General features: G+C 57.9%; 12 protein-coding genes and 2 tRNA genes. 4 read left to right on the top strand and 10 right to left on the bottom strand.

Features of this window, described 5'->3' with window-relative positions; all coding sequences use genetic code 11:
• The first annotated feature begins 134 nt into the window (after positions 1 to 134).
• Positions 135 to 383: a TIGR02647 family protein gene (locus BN1135_RS11725; RefSeq protein WP_042021271.1), complete on the top strand. Its 249-nt coding sequence runs from the start codon at positions 135 to 137 to the stop codon at positions 381 to 383.
• On the opposite strand, the gene BN1135_RS21600 is transcribed toward BN1135_RS11725, so the two are convergent.
• The 8 genes from BN1135_RS21600 to BN1135_RS11690 all read right to left on the bottom strand — a co-directional run bounded on the left by BN1135_RS21600 (position 370) and on the right by BN1135_RS11690 (position 10,352).
• Complete coding sequence (locus tag BN1135_RS21600; RefSeq protein WP_082186782.1) at positions 370 to 675, bottom strand: hypothetical protein; 306 nt, start codon at positions 673 to 675, stop codon at positions 370 to 372. The two genes, BN1135_RS11725 and BN1135_RS21600, sit on opposite strands and share 14 nt — an antisense overlap.
• Before the next feature lie 90 nt (positions 676 to 765).
• A complete protein-coding gene (locus tag BN1135_RS11720; protein ID WP_082186781.1) occupies positions 766 to 975 on the bottom strand; it encodes a cold-shock protein in 210 nt (69 codons plus the stop codon).
• Between the two features lie 205 nt (positions 976 to 1,180).
• Entirely contained in the window at positions 1,181 to 2,281 is a 1,101-nt protein-coding gene (locus BN1135_RS11715) for a dihydrolipoamide acetyltransferase family protein (RefSeq protein ID WP_042021268.1), read from the bottom strand.
• Entirely contained in the window at positions 2,278 to 3,264 is a 987-nt protein-coding gene (locus BN1135_RS11710; RefSeq protein WP_042021266.1) for an alpha-ketoacid dehydrogenase subunit beta, read from the bottom strand. The genes BN1135_RS11715 and BN1135_RS11710 overlap by 4 nt, the downstream gene beginning before the upstream one ends.
• Positions 3,257 to 4,345 (bottom strand): pyruvate dehydrogenase (acetyl-transferring) E1 component subunit alpha, encoded by a 1,089-nt coding sequence (pdhA, locus tag BN1135_RS11705; protein WP_042021264.1) that lies wholly within the window; start codon positions 4,343 to 4,345, stop codon positions 3,257 to 3,259. The genes BN1135_RS11710 and pdhA overlap by 8 nt, the downstream gene beginning before the upstream one ends.
• A gap of 323 nt (positions 4,346 to 4,668) precedes the next feature.
• A complete protein-coding gene (locus tag BN1135_RS11700; RefSeq protein WP_042021262.1) occupies positions 4,669 to 5,667 on the bottom strand; it encodes a LacI family DNA-binding transcriptional regulator in 999 nt (332 codons plus the stop codon).
• 177 nt (positions 5,668 to 5,844) lie between these two features.
• On the bottom strand, positions 5,845 to 7,746 hold the full coding sequence (locus BN1135_RS11695) for a transglycosylase SLT domain-containing protein (protein ID WP_042021260.1): 1,902 nt from the start codon (positions 7,744 to 7,746) through the stop codon (positions 5,845 to 5,847).
• A gap of 101 nt (positions 7,747 to 7,847) precedes the next feature.
• Complete coding sequence (locus BN1135_RS11690; RefSeq protein ID WP_042021258.1) at positions 7,848 to 10,352, bottom strand: putative bifunctional diguanylate cyclase/phosphodiesterase; 2,505 nt, start codon at positions 10,350 to 10,352, stop codon at positions 7,848 to 7,850.
• A gap of 371 nt (positions 10,353 to 10,723) precedes the next feature.
• On the opposite strand from BN1135_RS11690, the gene hpf reads away from it, so the two are divergent.
• The gene (gene hpf / locus BN1135_RS11685; protein WP_042021257.1) at positions 10,724 to 11,062 is read left to right on the top strand and encodes a ribosome hibernation-promoting factor, HPF/YfiA family; all 339 of its coding nucleotides are present in this window, start codon (positions 10,724 to 10,726) and stop codon (positions 11,060 to 11,062) included.
• 110 nt (positions 11,063 to 11,172) lie between these two features.
• Here the strand turns inward: hpf and BN1135_RS11680 are convergent, their stop codons facing one another.
• Positions 11,173 to 11,682: a VC2046/SO_2500 family protein gene (locus tag BN1135_RS11680; RefSeq protein WP_042021255.1), complete on the bottom strand. Its 510-nt coding sequence runs from the start codon at positions 11,680 to 11,682 to the stop codon at positions 11,173 to 11,175.
• A gap of 124 nt (positions 11,683 to 11,806) precedes the next feature.
• On the opposite strand from BN1135_RS11680, the gene BN1135_RS11675 reads away from it, so the two are divergent.
• Positions 11,807 to 11,891, top strand: a tRNA-Tyr gene (locus tag BN1135_RS11675).
• A gap of 34 nt (positions 11,892 to 11,925) precedes the next feature.
• A tRNA-Tyr gene (locus BN1135_RS11670) sits at positions 11,926 to 12,010 on the top strand.
• 175 nt (positions 12,011 to 12,185) lie between these two features.
• Here the strand turns inward: BN1135_RS11670 and tamB are convergent.
• Entirely contained in the window at positions 12,186 to 16,037 is a 3,852-nt protein-coding gene (gene tamB, locus BN1135_RS11665) for an autotransporter assembly complex protein TamB (RefSeq protein ID WP_042021253.1), read from the bottom strand.
• Between the last annotated feature and the right edge of the window lie 13 nt (positions 16,038 to 16,050).

Below are 16,050 nucleotides of genomic sequence, written 5' to 3'. Positions count from 1 at the left end.
GCATTTGATTCCGCCGAAAAAAACAGCATTTGAAACGAGCAATCTAGCCAAAGATCAATAATTTGAACCAGCGCCCACTAAAGTGGATTCGGGGATGCTAGTTTGCATACATCTTTAGCGTAAGGAGTGAATCCATGATTGGGATCGACCAGGTTTCTAACGAATTTGTCAACGATTTGAAAATACTGGCATGCTTTGATCCGGCCAACATGAGTTTGGGGATTAAATTACGCAGCGATATGTCTGACGACCTGTGCCAGGCCGCTGCCCGTCTGCATCAGCAGGGGCTCATCAGCGCAGTAGATGGCGGCTATCTCACCCCGTTCGGCATGACCATGGTGGAACACCTGCAGCACCTGCTGGTCGCACTCAAGCCCCTTTAATCGGCTGTGGTGCCCAGAGCGAAAAGTTAAGTAGCTCCCAACGCTTGCCTTGATGAAGATGGCAAGCAAACAGCAAAGGACCTTCGGGTCCTTTCACTTTGCCATCGACCAGCCACTCCCCCTCTCTTTTTGGTACCAGTCGCGCCTTTATTTCTTCGGGCCGTAACGCTTGCCCAAGACGAACCTGCACAAATTGCTGACAAACCAACTGTGCATCCAACGTGGATTGAACCGGTACCGGCGTATCGGAGATCGGGGTAAGAAGGGAGATAAGCAGCAACGATAGCGACATGATGAAAGAGTTTATGAATCAGTGCAGGAGCCAGATAAACAAAAAGCCGTGGCACCAGAGGTACCACGGCTTTCTTAAATTCTGTAAGAATTACAGAGCAGTTACGTTCTCAGCCTGCGGGCCTTTCTGACCAGTGGTCACGGAGAACTGTACGCGCTGACCTTCAGCCAGGGTGCGGAAGCCGGCACCTTGAATTGCGCTGAAGTGAACGAAAACGTCCGGGCCGTTTTCTTGCTGGATGAAGCCAAAACCTTTGGTTTCGTTGAAAAACTTAACGGTACCGGTGATCATGTTAGACATATCTTTAAACCTGTATTCAAAATAATTACTTATGCTTTTCAGCGGATAAAGCTTAAAAAACGGGATGACTATGAACAACAGGACAAGATGTAAAACATCGTATTCATTGACATAACTATCGCCCTTTCAAGCTGGAGTGAATTATACGCAGCTTTGTCGATTACGCAAACAAATTTGTGCCCTGCCAATGGCAGGGCACAACTGTCTATAACGTGGCGGCTTCCAGTGCATCCACCAGCACCTTGAGAAAACGGGCAGCCTCCCCGCCAGTGCATGCTCTGTGGTCAAATGTCATCGACAGTGGCAAGGTTCTGACGGGACGCGCTTCACCATGAATGAACACCACTTTTTCAAACAACTTGCCCGCCCCTATGATGGCCACTTGCGGCGGCGTGACGATGGGGCTGGCATAGCGGCCTGCGATGGCGCCGAAGTTGGTCAGGGTGATGGTCGCCCCCTGCAACATTTCACGGGGCACTGCACGGGCCTTCACATCGGCGATCATCCGATCCAGCCCCTGCCGGATATCCGCCCCCTCCCGCTCGGCCACGTTCTCCATCACCGGCACATAAAGGCCATGCTTTGAATCCACCGCGATGGCTACATTGACCTCTTTGAACAGACGCCGTGACAGGGTTTCGCCATCGAACCAGGCGTTCATCGAGGGCTCGGCGCGGCACGCCACGCCAATGGCCTTGATAAGGCGCACCGTCACATCCTCATCAGGCCGCCAGTGACGCAAATCCACCTCATCGGTGATGCTGACCGGCACCACAGTCTGATGAGAGAGCTCCATCGCCTTGGCCATGGCCCGCCGTGACCCTTTGAGGAACTCGTTGCCACTGCTCTGCTGGGCCTCGAATGCCTGCTGCACATCCAGTTCGGTCACCATGCCGCCGCTGCCACTCCCCTTGAGCCGGTCGATATCCAGACCCAGTTTTTGTGCCAGCAGCCGCACGGCTGGCATGGCTTGCACCAGCGCGCCACCCGGGGCAATGGCCCCCACCACGAAGTGATCCTCGATATGTTGCTGATGAGCGCTGACCTTGCCCACCACGGTGCCATCATCCTCGCCCCCTTCGAACTCCACCAGCGGCGCACCGATATGGAGGATATCCCCCTCGGCGCCACAGAGACGGGCGATCACCCCGGTCACCGGAGAGGGCACATCCACCAGCGCCTTGGCGGTTTCCACCGACAACAGCACCTGATCGACCGCAACGGTATCACCGGCACTCACCTTCCACTCGACGATCTCGGCTTCAGCCAACCCTTCACCCAGATCCGGTAATTTGAAAAATTTCATAGCCACTGGTTCTCCATCAGCTGGTGAGCGGCATCGGCGATATCCTGCTCGGTGATGAGGTAATACGCTTCGTTGCGATAGTAAGGGACGGCAGCATCCACGCCGGTCAGCCGTTTGGGCGGCGCCTTGAGGCAGGGAAGTGCCTGCTCGGTAACCCGCGCCACAATTTCGGCCCCGACACCGAAGCTACCGCACGCCTCGTGCACCACCAGCAGCCGGCCGGTCTTGCGCACCGAGGTGAGGATGGTCTCTATATCCAACGGCTTGATGGTGGCCAGATCCAGCACTTCACACTGGATATCCTGTTCGGCCAGCAGGTTCGCCGCCCGCATCACCTCCTGAATGCAGGCCCCCCAGGCCACTACCGTGATATCCCGGCCCGGGCGCAGGGTGAAACAGACATCCAGCGGCAGGCCGACACCGTCATCGACTACCTCTGATTTCATCGAGCGATAGATGCGATCGGGCTCGAAAAACATCACCGGATCCGGGTCGCGGATAGCCGAGAGCAGCAAGCCATAAGCACGTCTCGGACTGGAGGGGATCACTACCCGCAGCCCTGGAATATGGGCAAACAGCGCCTCGACACTCTCGCTATGGTGTTCCGGCGAGTGAATGCCAGCGCCATACGGGGAGCGATAGACAAGAGGACAAGAGAGGCGGCCACGGGTACGGTTTCGCATCCGCGCTGCCTGACAGATGATCTGCTCCATCCCGGGGAAGATGAAACCCTGAAACTGGAACTCCGCCACCGGCTTGAGCCCCTGGGTGGCCATGCCGACCGCCACCCCAGCGATCAATCCCTCGGCCAGCGGCGTGTCGATCACCCGCTTGAAACCGAACTTGTCGCGCAGGCCCACGGTGGCGCGAAACACCCCGCCGTTGACCCCCACATCTTCACCCAGCACCACCACATCCGGGTCGTGCTCCATCTCGTAGTGAAGGGCCATGTTGACCGCTTCCAGCAAACTGATCTCACTCATGGCCAACCTCCTGCTTCATCCCCTTGGCAATCACTCGCTCGCGCTGGGGCAACAGTTCGGCGGGCATGCTGGCGTAGTGATAATCGAGCATCGCCTCCGGCGGCTGGGGCGCCATCCCCTCATAACGGGCGACCGCCTGCTCTACCTCTCGGGCTGCGTCCGCCAGCAGGGCCTGCTCCTGCTCTTCATCCCACCACCCCTGGCTGTGCATAAACTGGCGCAGGCGCTTGACCGGCTCCTTGGCCCAGGCGGCCTCCACCTCGGCACTGTCGCGATAGCGAGTGGCATCATCAGCCGTGGTGTGATCGCCGAGGCGATAGCTGACCGCCTCGATCAGGGTCGGCCCCTTGCCGTTGCGGGCCCGTTCGATTGCACTGCGTGCGGCATCATAGACCGCGACCACATCATTACCATCTACCTGAAGGCTGCGCACACCGGCGCCAATCCCCTTCTGGGCCAGCGTAGGGGCGCTCGATTGCAGCTTGCGCGGCACCGAGATGGCCCACTGGTTGTTGTTGACGATGATGACCATCGGCAGGTGCCAGACACCGGCGCAGTTGAGCCCCTCCAGAAAATCCCCTTTGGAGGTGCCGCCGTCGCCGATGGTGACTACGGCGACGCGCGGTTGATTACGCAGTTTAAAGGCAGACGCAATGCCACAGGCATGGGTGATCTGGGTGGCGATGGGGACGCAGATGGGGAGATCTTCAGAGGGAGTCCCATCGGGTTTAAGAAAATAACTGCCCCGCTCGTCACCACCCCAATATTGCAGGTTCTTCTCCATCGGCACGCCCCGCACATAGAGGGTGGGCATATCCCGATAGTAGGGGACGTAGACATCCTGCTGCTGCATGGCCAGACCAATGCCAATCCCCACGGCTTCCGCCCCGAGGTGGGAGGGAAAGGTACCTAGCTTGCCGGTTCGTTGCAGCGCAATCGCTTTTTTGTCATAGCTGCGCACCATCACCATATTGCGGTAGAAGGTGTGCAGTATCGCCTTGTCCAGCCAGGTCGGTAAGGTGGCGACCGGGCACCCTTCCGCATCGAGATAACGAAGGAAAGGGATGTCGACATGGGTCATAACTGGCTCCTTGCCGTTGTGAGCGTCACCGATGCTGGTGACACCTAGATGTAAATACTTTGTTAAATAAAAAGCAAAGAAATTTACTCAGGTAAGACCAGTAGAAACTTCTTCAAAGTAGTGAAGGAGCTGAATTTTCGGCGAGGTTAGAGATTTAACGCCGTAATATGTTCATATTTGGGTGGAGAAATTCAGTGTGGAATGTCCGTATAACAAGGAGCTGCGCCCCCTTTACTGCCCGAGCAAATTGCAGATTTATAAGCGCTGGCAGAAACAAGCGTGGCCCCGATGGGGCCACGTTGTTGTTCGCAGTTAGACGCTCGTCAGGCGACTGACTCACGCTCGACCAGCTGGGCTTCAAACTTGAGCGTCAAGCCATCGACCGGCTTGTGGGCGAGCAGGCGCAGCGCCAGCTCTGCGGCGCAACTGCCCATCTCTTCGATGGGATAGCGCACCGTGGTGAGCTTGGGATAGATGTAGCGGGCATAGGGGATATCGTCGAACCCCACTACCGACACCTGCTGCGGGATCTTGTAACCGCGTTCCAGCAGGCAGGAGATAGCTCCCGCCACCATGCCGTCGTTGAAACCGAGCACGGCAGTGAACTCGACACCACGGGCCAGCAGTTCACTCATCGCCACATAACCGCCATTTTCGTCGGCAAAGGCGCGGCTGATGAGAGCAGGATCAAACCCTATCCCTGCTCGAGCCAGGGTTTGGGTATAACCGGCCATCCGCTGCTGACCATCGACAAACTCTTCGTCGTCGGAGGTAATAAAGGCGATTTTGCGATGTCCGGCATCCAGCAAATGCTGACAGGCGGTGGTGATGCCTGCCTGGTTATCGAGCCAGACACAGCGCTCTTCAAAACCGGGGACCTGGCGGTTGATAAAGACGATGGGGGTTGAACCTGCGGCCAACTCGCGCAGCTCCTCGTCCGGAAGCGCCTTGCTGTGCAGGATCAAGGCATCACACTGACGTTGTAACAGTGCCTGAATGGCATGACGCTCACGGGCGATATCGTGGTTACCGGACATCACTATGGTGAACTTGTTGGCCTTGTCGACCATGGTTTCGATACCACGCATCATCTGGGCAAAGAAAGGGCCGCCACAGAGATCGCCAACCAGCACGCCAATGCAGTTAGAGCGCTTGCTCACCAGCGCCTGGGCAAAACTGTTGGGCCGAAAATTCAGTTCCTTCATGGCCGCCAATACGGCCTCACGCTTGTCTGGTGCTACCTGCGCCGTGCTGTTAATCACACGCGACACGGTGGAGATAGACACATTTGCCAGCTGAGAAACGTCTTTAATCGTTGCCACTATCCATTCCTTTATTGTGGGGGAACCTGTCGGTACCGACGCCCGAGTATACCCTGAGCCCTGGCACAATTACCTGCGCCAGGTCACTAGAGATGTTTCACTTGGTAACGCAATATTACCCCGCGGTCCAGACATCAGCCTGATGAAAACAGCGGGGGCCATTGAGGACCACCCAGCTCAATAGGCGTGATTGAGCTCCCGCTCAGACATAAAGCGCAGCGGTTGCTGCAACTTGTGCTGATAGATGAGATCGAACGACAACACGTTCTGCACGTAGTTACGGGTCTCCTTGTAAGGGATACTCTCGACCCACACATCCATCGGCTTGTTGTCACTCTGGTCACGCCAGCGTTTTACTCTGCCCGGCCCGGCATTGTAGGCGGCGGCAGCGAGGATCCGGTTGCCATCGTAGACATCCAGCAACCGCTTGAGATAGGCGCTGCCAAGACGCACATTGAGCTCGGGATCAAACAGTTGCTGCTCATTGCGGTAAGGTACCCCCAGCTTGCCTGCGGTCTCCTTTGCCGTTGCGGGCATCAGCTGCATCAGACCACGGGCCCCCACCGGCGATTGTGCCAGGGGATAAAGCGCACTCTCCTGACGGGAAATGGCGTATAACAAGCTCATATTCACCGATCGCTCCCGCGCTATCTGGCTGAAGGTCTGTCGGTAGGGTTTGGGAAAGCGCAGCTCGAGGGCATCCCACGCCTCGGCACGAATGCTGGAGAGAATCGCCAGTTCATGCCAGCCCTGATTGAGGGCGATATGGCCAAATTCGATGCGCTGGGCCACCGGATTGCGATCCATATTGTGGATCCACTCCGAGCGTGCCGCCGTAATCTCGTTCATCGACAACAGCTCGCGTACCCGCAGTAAAAACGGCCAGCGCTGGCTGGCGCTGCGCCAATCAGGCACTTGCTTGGCGCTCTGGTTTTTCATGCGATAGGGTATACCAGTGCGCTGCGCCGCCATGAAACCATAGAAACCCCGCAGGTTGGCGGTTTCGAGATAAAGGTCATGGGCCGGTTTTTTCTGCCCTTGCTCCTCCAGCGAGCGAGCCGCCCAATAACGCCAGCGATCCTCTTTCTGGCGGGCCATCGGCATCAATTTTACCCAACCGGACAGGCTACGCCAGTCTTGCTCCCAGATGGCCAGCCGGGCACGCAGCTCGGTGATATCGGGATCCGCCAACCGCTTGACCGTGCTGTCGACCCAGCTGCGCTGGACAATGGCGCGATCCAGCAGCAGACGACGAGCGATGGCCCGCTCGATGGGCTTCTGCTCACTCTGGCTCAAGCCAAACTGGCTACGATACAAGGCCAATTGCCGCAGCACCGATTCCGGCTCCTGATTGGCATAACGGGCCAAGCCCAGTGACAGCAACTTTTTAGAGTAAGGGTTAGTGCTGAAGTAAGCAGGGTTCATCGCCTTGGCTGGCTGTGCAAAGAGGGTCACCATCTGATCGCCATAGGGCTGCAATCCGCTCCCCAAGGTCGCGCCAAGGTGACTGATCAAATTGGGATTTTCTGCCTCAAACGCCAACGTCATCCGTTGCCAGATCTTCTCCTGAGTACGCAGCCCTGCCCCTTGCCATAGCTGGAACAACGGGGAGCAGGCATCGGGACGTGACTGACCACTCATCCACAACTCACCCGCCCCCCGTAATGCCTCTTTTTTCTTGCCGGTGTAATAACCGGCTTGATAGTGCATGCAGAGCAGGTCAGTGGAGCTCGGTTTGGCCGGATAGAAGCGCAAGAACTGCGACCACTGCTGGCTCTGGGCCAGATAGGTCAAATAGCTGCGCTCCAGCCGGTTCGATTGCGGTGTATCGCCGTGCTGACGAATAAAGCGGGTCACATCGCTGTACTCGGCAGCCCCTGGGCGAAAGGCAAGCTGATAGTAATCAAGATAGGGTAACAGGGGATAATGGGTCAAACGGGCACGAATTTGCTGAAAGCGGACCTGATCATTTGCCCGTACAGCCTCATAGGCCTGACGGTATAGGGTCTGGTCTGCCGTTTGTGCCATAAGATTCGGCACAAACAGTGCCGCTAACATAATTCCCCATACAGCTTTCACTGAGCATCTCCATTGAGGGCAATACACCGCCTATGTTGGCGGTGGTTCTACTGCCTCTCATTCTACCCGTTGCCGGGCAGCGCTACAGCGGGGAGAAGGGACTATTTTTCTACATCGCTCAGCTGTATTTCGCGCAATTGCTCCGGTCTGGTCAGCCGCTGTACATATTTCTCCAGATACGGCACTGGCAAAGGCTTGGAGGCGAGATAGCCCTGATAGAAATGACACCCTTGTGCCTTGAGAAACTCCAGCTGCTGGCGGGACTCGACCCCTTCCGCCGTGACGTTGAAGCCCATATGGCGGGCCATGGCGATCACCGCCTCGACAATCGCCATGTTGTCGCCATCTTTCGGAATATCCTGAATAAAGGAGCGATCGATCTTGAGCTCGTCGGCGGGCAACCGCTTGAGGTAGCTCAGGGAGGAGTAACCGGCGCCAAAATCGTCGATGGCAAAGCTGATGCCTAACCCCTTGAGGTCAGTCATTTTGCTAATCGTATCTTCGGCGTGGCCGAGCACCACAGATTCGGTGATCTCCAGATTGAGGCACGCGGGATCCATGCCGGTTTGCGCCAGCACATCGTGGATCCGCTCGACAAAATCGGTGGCGTGAAACTGCTTGGCACTGACATTGACCGAGATCTGCGGAATGTGGATGCCGTTTTCTTCCCACAGCACGTATTGGGCACACGCCTCGTGCAGCACCCAGTTACCAATGTCGACGATCAGATCCGTCTCCTCGGCAATGGGGATAAACTCGGCTGGCGAGACCAGCGCGCGTCCGGCTGGCTGCCAGCGGATCAACGCCTCGACGCCAATGATGTCGCCACCCTCAACCATGTGCTGCGGTTGATAGTAAAGCGTCAGCTCCTGCTGACTGAGGGCATTGCGCAGCTCATTGTGAATAAGCAAACGGCGATCCGCCTGTTGCTGCATCGACGCATCGAAGAAGCGGCGGGTCTTGCGGCCAGCAGATTTGGCCTGATACATAGCGGTATCCGCCTGCTTGAGCAGATCATCAACCCCCTGCTCCCGATCAGGGAACAGGGTAATACCGACGCTGGCGCCAATATGCAGTACCTGCCCCACGTAGGTATAGGGGGCCGCAATTTCACTGATCAGCCGCTCGGCAATGATATCGGCCTGCATCTCGGCTTGCGGTGGGCTTGCAGACAGGGACGGTAGCAGCAGCACAAACTCGTCACCGCCGAGGCGCGCAAGACAATCCCCTTGCCGCACCAACCGTTTGAGGCGAGTGGCCACCTCTTTGAGCAGCCAGTCGCCAGTGGCGTGACCGAGGGAGTCGTTGATGGTCTTGAAGTGATCCAGATCGATAAAAAGCAGCGCCCCGACCAAGCCATTGCGAGTCGCCTCATTGAAGGTCTGCAACAGGGTTTCGTGCAGCTGGCGGCGATTGGGCAGGCCGGTCAGCTCATCGTAATAGGCAAGATCCTGGATCCGTTTCTCGGCCGCCTTGCGCTCTGAAATATCCTCAAAACAGATGACAAAGTGGCTGATCACCCCTTTTTCATCCTGCACCGGCGTCACTATCTCCCACTGGGGATAGGTGTGGCCATCGACGTGGCGACGCTGGGTCTCCCCCTGCCAACGACTGAGGGTGTTGAGCTCGTAACCCAGCCCCCCGAGATTGGGCCAGAGATCCTCTTCCAGCTGCAGGCCCAGCACCGCCTGGCTTTCAAAGCCGGTGATCTGGCTAAAAGCATTGTTGACCCGCAGGATCTTGAACCCGGGATCGGTGATGATGATCCCTTCGTGAGTTTCAAAAGCCACGGCAGAAAGTCGCATTTGGGCATCAGATTGCAACCGTTCCAGCTCGGCCACCATCCGCACCGAAAAGGTATTAAGGACCGATTTGAGATTGGCTATATCCGCTGGCGCCGAATAGAGCAGCGCCAGATGACCGAGCAACTGGCCTCTGGCATCAAACAGCGGCTGACCATAATAAGTCTGCCCGGCCGCCAGCCAGGGCTGATAGTCGTGCGACTCGTCGATCACCTCGAAACAGATGGCCCCTTGTTTGTAGAGCTCCTGACAGGGGGAGTCCGCCAAGGGGTACTCCTTGAGTGCCAGCCCATCGGCGGCCAGCACTCTGACCCGGTCAGCACCGCACAGCTCCCCCACCCAGACCACATCCACCTTGAGGATATGGGCCAGTTGACTCACCAAGGTGCTGAAAAAATCGAGCCCGGTGCGGGCAGAGAGCGCCTGCGCCAGCTGGGTGAGCAGAGTGGTTTGCAGTAACGGCAGGGAGATATTGAGCGAGCTCGCCACGTTGTTGACTGAATCGAGGGGCGCCAACCAACCACAACACACCTGCTGATGGGGCACAAACTGGGCGCTCCAGAGCACATGATTGATAACACCCTTGCCATCGTTCAGATGACCGATAAATTGTTCCGGCAGATGTGACTCATGGAGCCGGGCGAGAAAGTCGGCAAAGCCAGCTTCATCTTCCGGTTGCAGGCGATCGGACCAGGGATGCTTCCCTTCCCCTTGCCACTGTTGGTAGGAACCCTGATCAGAAAGACTCCACTGATCCTGTTCCCGATTGAAAAACCACATGACCTGCGTGGCTTGCTGCTTCATTTACCACTCCAACCAGACAACCGACTACGTTTGATGTCCAGACAAGCGGGCACCGCAACTTCCCCAGAAGCCATCATCAGACCAACGGTTAGCGGGGAAGAGTACAAACATGCGATATCAAGCAGTGGAAACCGGACATGAGGTCGACACGAAGTGCTGCCAAGAAGGGACAGAAACGATCCTATTCCCGTCATACTGCCTGCCAGTTTCATGCAGCTCAAGCTGTTTTTGGCACGAAACCGAGAAAGATCACAATTTACAAGTTACTGAATAGCAAAGGCAAAGCTTCGTGATGCAGATCACATTTTCATCTTTACCAATGAGTAATCTGAAGGTGAAGACACAAGCAAGACGACCCGAAGGGGGCCAATATGAAAATCGAAATCACCAGCAAAATCATCGACATTACCCCGGCTATCCGCGAGCGCATTGAATCACGTTTTGAAAAGCTCGAACGTCTTCAGGTACCTCTCATCACTCCCCATGTGATTGTTTCCAAAGAGCGCCTGATGTTCACTGTCGAAGCCAGTGCTGGCATCCCCAACGGCAAACTGTTTGCCCAGGCAGAGCATGAGGATCTCTACGCCGCCATCAATGAACTGGGACAAAAACTGGAGCGCCAGCTCAACCGTCATACCGCAAAACCGATTGCCCGTCGAGCCAACGCCGGACTGAAGGATCAGCCGCAAACGGATGAAGCTGACGCGTAACAAGGTGGCACTCAAGAGCAAAGGACAGCGTGCAAAAAGGCGGGATATCCCGCCTTTTTTGTTGCCTGTGATTGACCGATTCTGTGGCCCCCACGTCAGTGCGCCCACCATCAACCGAGCCAGTGCAGACGGGTATCTACCCCCTGTTGCAAGCGCTCAAGGATCGGTAGCATGACCAGCGGATCCTCTTGACGCGGCACCACCGCCAGAGCGCCTTGCAGCCGCTCCCGCGCCAGCGGTGACAGGTTGTCATAGACTGCCTCATCAAATAACGGCGGTTTCGTAATCAGGGCTGGTCTTTGCAGTGCTAGCCAGAGCCGCACATCCATCATGCTCCCCCCCTGCTGTAGCCGCTCATTGATGGCACTGCAATCGGTCTCCTGACCATCAGCAACCAGCACAACACTCGGCCTCAGCTCAAAGTGTGCGCGCCAGTCACGGTCATCGGCACTGGCTGTCGGCTTGGTATCGAACCAGGGTTGCTCCTCTACCGCGTCGGTAAGCAGGGCCAGATGCAGCCGAAAATCCGCCCGATCGCCATGTTGCAGGTCACGGTTAAGCCGTTGCCCCAACTGCCCCTCATCGACGAGTAAGTGATCACGAATTGAACTGGGCAGCATGAGATAACTCTCAAAAATGACGATTTCATTGGTTATCGGCCATAAATCCAATTCTTTTAATAGAAAAATTTTGCTTGGGGGTTCCCAAAAGCGGAAGATCTGTTAGTATGCGCCTCGCACTTGTGGAGGGGTTCCCGAGTGGCCAAAGGGATCAGACTGTAAATCTGACGGCTCTGCCTTCGAAGGTTCGAATCCTTCTCCCTCCACCATTTCAAGTGCGACAAGTTGTAAGTAATACCCCGTGGAGGGGTTCCCGAGCGGCCAAAGGGATCAGACTGTAAATCTGACGGCTCTGCCTTCGAAGGTTCGAATCCTTCTCCCTCCACCATCATTTAGAAAACCCGGCCTGGTGCCGGGTTTTCGCATTTCTGGGCCTCTCAATCCGCTATCCCTCTACACTGCCAACCTTTATCACCGTTTGCCTGCTGCCGAGCGCGCAATAAAAAACGGGAGGCCTGCGCCTCCCGTTTACTCTCATGTCTGCCCGGTTACAGGGCGAAGCGTTACAGGGTAAAGCGATAGAAGATATCGACCGCCTGGGCTACCCCGCTCATCGCCTGCAGATAGAGCCGTGGCAATACCTCGTAGCGCAGTTTGAATTCGGCGATAGGGCTGAAGACCCCAACCCCGTACTGGAACTGCAAGCCCGGCAGCAGATAGGCCGACAGGGTTACCTGAGTGTTGTCACCGCTGCCCGCTGTATCGAGGGAGACATCGCTCATCCCCAGCGACTCGCCAATGCTCGACACCACGCCGTTGGCCTGACTCACCGCACCGGCCACCAGCAGGCCGTTGAAACCGCCATCCTCACCGCCGGTCTGCAACCCTTTGCCACGCAGCAAATAGGAGAGCTGTTCCGACTGCGCCATCTGCGGCTCGGAGTAGACATTGATCTCCGGCTTGCTGGCAGGGCCGGTCACCCGCACCCCGACCGTTACCTGACCCTCGATGGTGGCTGGGTCACGGTTGGCTTCGATGTTGAGGAACGGCCGATCCAGCGGACCGGAGAAGAGGATCCGCCCCTCCTTGATGATGAGGTTCTGACCGTAGGCCTTGAAGCGACCATTGGTCAACACCAGCTGGCCATTGCCTGCCAGAGGCTTTTCAGGATCCTGCCGAAGATTGATCCCGCCGGAGACATCGGTCTTCAGCCCCATGGCATCGATCTTCACATCACTCCCCAACCGGATCGCCACCTTCATCGCCAGCGGCAGGCTGGCCTGCTGAGGTGCAGGGGGCAGATCGTCATAGACCACAGTCACATCATCGGAGACCGCCACCGCCGAATCCGGCAGGCTCTTGACCAAAATGCGCGCCCAGGGAATATCCACCTGACCGGTAATGCGGGTCTCCTCTCCCAACGACACGGCGATATCGGGAGAGACTCTGACCCGGCCCATGCCCGGATATTGCGCTTCCAGATCCTTGCCCTGAATGGTGAGGCTGCCGCTGACCGGCATCTTGGCCCAGCTGAGCCAGCCGCCCAACGCCAGCGGTCCCTTACCCACCAGCATGGAGCCATCAAGCTCGGCGCGATTACCCTCGATCTTGAGGCGGGTCACCAGCTTGGTCAGGGTCACCATGTCGGAGTGAGTCTGCACTTCACCGTCACGCAGGTTGAGCTGACCAAACAGCAGGGGCGCCGCCAGTGTGCCGTCGAAACGGGCATCGGCGGAGATGATCCCTTGCAAGGAGCGCACCTCAGGGATCAGTGGCGCAAAGGTATTGAGCTTGAGATCGTCAAACTTGAGCTGACCGCCGAGCAGACCGCGACCGGCAGGCTCCTTGATCAGCAGTTCAGTATCGATATTGCCGATCTGCTTGGATGCAAAATCGAGGCGAATTGCTGCCTGCTGCCGCTCGAAATCAAGGGCCAGTGCCAGCTGCTGATAGTCGGTCTTGAGGCCATCGGCGACAAAGGTGCCCGGCGTGGTGCGCACCACCGCATGCAGGGTGGGCTGATTGCCACGCCAGCTGGCACGGCCGTCGGCCGAGAGCATCGCCTGCCAGCGGAAGTTGTCCGGCAACCAGGGGCGCAACCGCTTGAGATCAAACTCGCTCAGGGCAAACTCCAGTGTGCCTTGCGCAGCGGAGACCTGACTCCCCTTGACGCAAAGGCTGGCACCTTGGGAGCCGAGGCAGAGATCCCCCATCGCCAGCCGCTGATGCGGCAGATCGAGATCCAGCGCCCAGGGGGAGCTCAAGTCCCAACGCCGCAGCGGAGTTTTCAGCTGCAACTCGGAGAGCGCCCCGCGCCAGTGATCCCCGCGCACGCCGCCACCCAGCTTGAGATTGGCCGCCAGCGGGTCACCCTTCATGGTCAGGGTCAGCAGATGCTGACTGATATCGCCGCTGAGGTTCAGGGCCAGTTGACTGAGCTTGGTTTCACCCTGTTTCAGCTGCGCCACCAACAGCGAGAGCTCACCGGCCGGTTTGGCGCCAATCGCCGCATTGCCCTTGAGGTTGATCCCCTTCAGGTCGGTGCCGGCATAGTAGAGCCGCTCGGAGGCGAGATCTGCATCGACTTTAGGTGTCTGCTGATTGCCGCTCACCTTCACCTGCCCCTTAATATCCCCTTTCAGGCCGGGATAGATGCCCCCCAGCTGGGGAGCCTGCAGGTTGGCATCGAGCTGCCACCGGGCGCTGCTGATACTGCCCTTGGCCTGCAGTTGGTTGGGGCCACTTTGCAGCGAGAGCGCCGGGATCTGCCACTCCATCTTGTCGTTGCCGCTGAGCTCCCCTTTTAGGGCCAGCGGGTACTGATTGAGCTTGCCATCCACCTTGAGCTTGGGCAGTTTCAGCTCCCAGTGACCCGCCTCGTTCATCACGAAACGGCTCTCCAGCTCGCCGGCCAGCGTCCCTTTCAGCTCAGGCACCAGCTCGGCCGGATTGATCCCCTTGAACAGGGTGGTCCCCTGCCACTCGATCCCCTTGTTCCAGGCCAGCTTGCCATCTAGCTTCAGCTCCCCCTTGAGGGCGTTGAGCTGCAAGGCGATCTTGCTGAGCCGCTCCAGATCTCCCTTCCCGTTCAGCGCAAGCTTGAAGGGGGGCACATCGGTCCCCTTGCCGGAGGTATTGAGGGCAAACTGGTAGCCGGAGAGCTTGCCCTTGGCGGTCAGGCTCCCTTTATCCAGCCGATAACTCGGCTCATCTTTGGCAGGCTTATGCAATGGCCAGCCTAGGCTCTTCCAGTCGAGGGCCAAATCAAAAGGCAGATCCGGGTCGAGCGAGGCCAGAGAGCCCTTGAGATTGGCGGCGACCGGTCCCTTGGCCGACAACGCCAGCCCCAGCTTGCCGACCGAACCGCTCAGCGTCAGCTTGGACTGCTGCCCTTGCAGCTCACCATCCAGCAGCCCCTTGCGGGCCTTGGCATCCAGCGTCACCGCCAGCGGGTAGTCATCACTGAGCTGGATATGGCCCTTAAGCGCCAGATCGGCCATGGCGTGACGCAGCGAGAGCTCACGCACCTCGATGCGATCGTCTGCAGCAGTGGCAGAGAGCAGCAACTTGTCGAGCCCTTCGATCAGCTCGCCCTGCTGGTATTGCACCCGGGTCGCGCTAACCCCTTCCAGCTGGATGGGGAAAGGAAGGTGAATGGCGGGCAGGATAATGGGAGCAGCCTTTGCAAGTTTTGCAACTGGCGCCCCTTTGCCCTGTTTAGCGGCCTCGGCACTGGCCTTGTCGGTGCGAGCAACCGCAGCCCCGGCTTGCTGCTCGTTAGCGCTCTTATCGTTAATGGGCTTTACGTTAACGGTCTTGGCGTTCGCTGTGGCTGACTGCTTGGTGGAGCTGGCCCCTGCATTGGCAGGCGCCGCGTCATCCAGAGTCACTTTCAGGTTATCGAGCACCGGGCCGAGCACAATCAGCCCCTTGCGATTGAGGGTGGCGCCGATATCGAGCGACCCCAGGGTCACGGCAACGCCGGGCACCGCCAGATCGAGATCCGCGACCTTGAGGCTGTCGATCTGAATCTTGAGCGGCAACGGGTGCCAGACAAAGGGTTCGGAAGGCTCTTCCGGTGTCGGCTCGGAGTCAGCTACCTTGACCACCGGATGGGTCACCGCCAGGGATTTTATCCAGAGCTTGCCCTGCAACAACTTGCCGAGATCCCAGTCGAGCACGGCGCGATCGACCGTGACATCCACCAGCTCATCCTGCCAGCCCGCCCCTTCCAGGGTCCAGCCGTAGCCAAGCTGACCGGCCACCAGCTCCCCCTTGAGGGAGGGCAGCGCCCCCTTGGCCTGTTGCCACAACCACTTGTTACCCTGATGGGTAAAGCCCAGCAGGCTGACGCCGATCAGCAGCAGGAACACCAGCCCCATCAGCCAGAGAAAAATGCGTTTTAGCCAGATCACAATGCAGACCCCC

Origin of the sequence: Aeromonas sobria (assembly GCF_000820145.1) — a bacterium.
Taxonomy (GTDB): Bacteria; Pseudomonadota; Gammaproteobacteria; order Enterobacterales; family Aeromonadaceae; genus Aeromonas; species Aeromonas sobria.
This window is presented reverse-complemented; position numbering and strand designations above follow the sequence as displayed.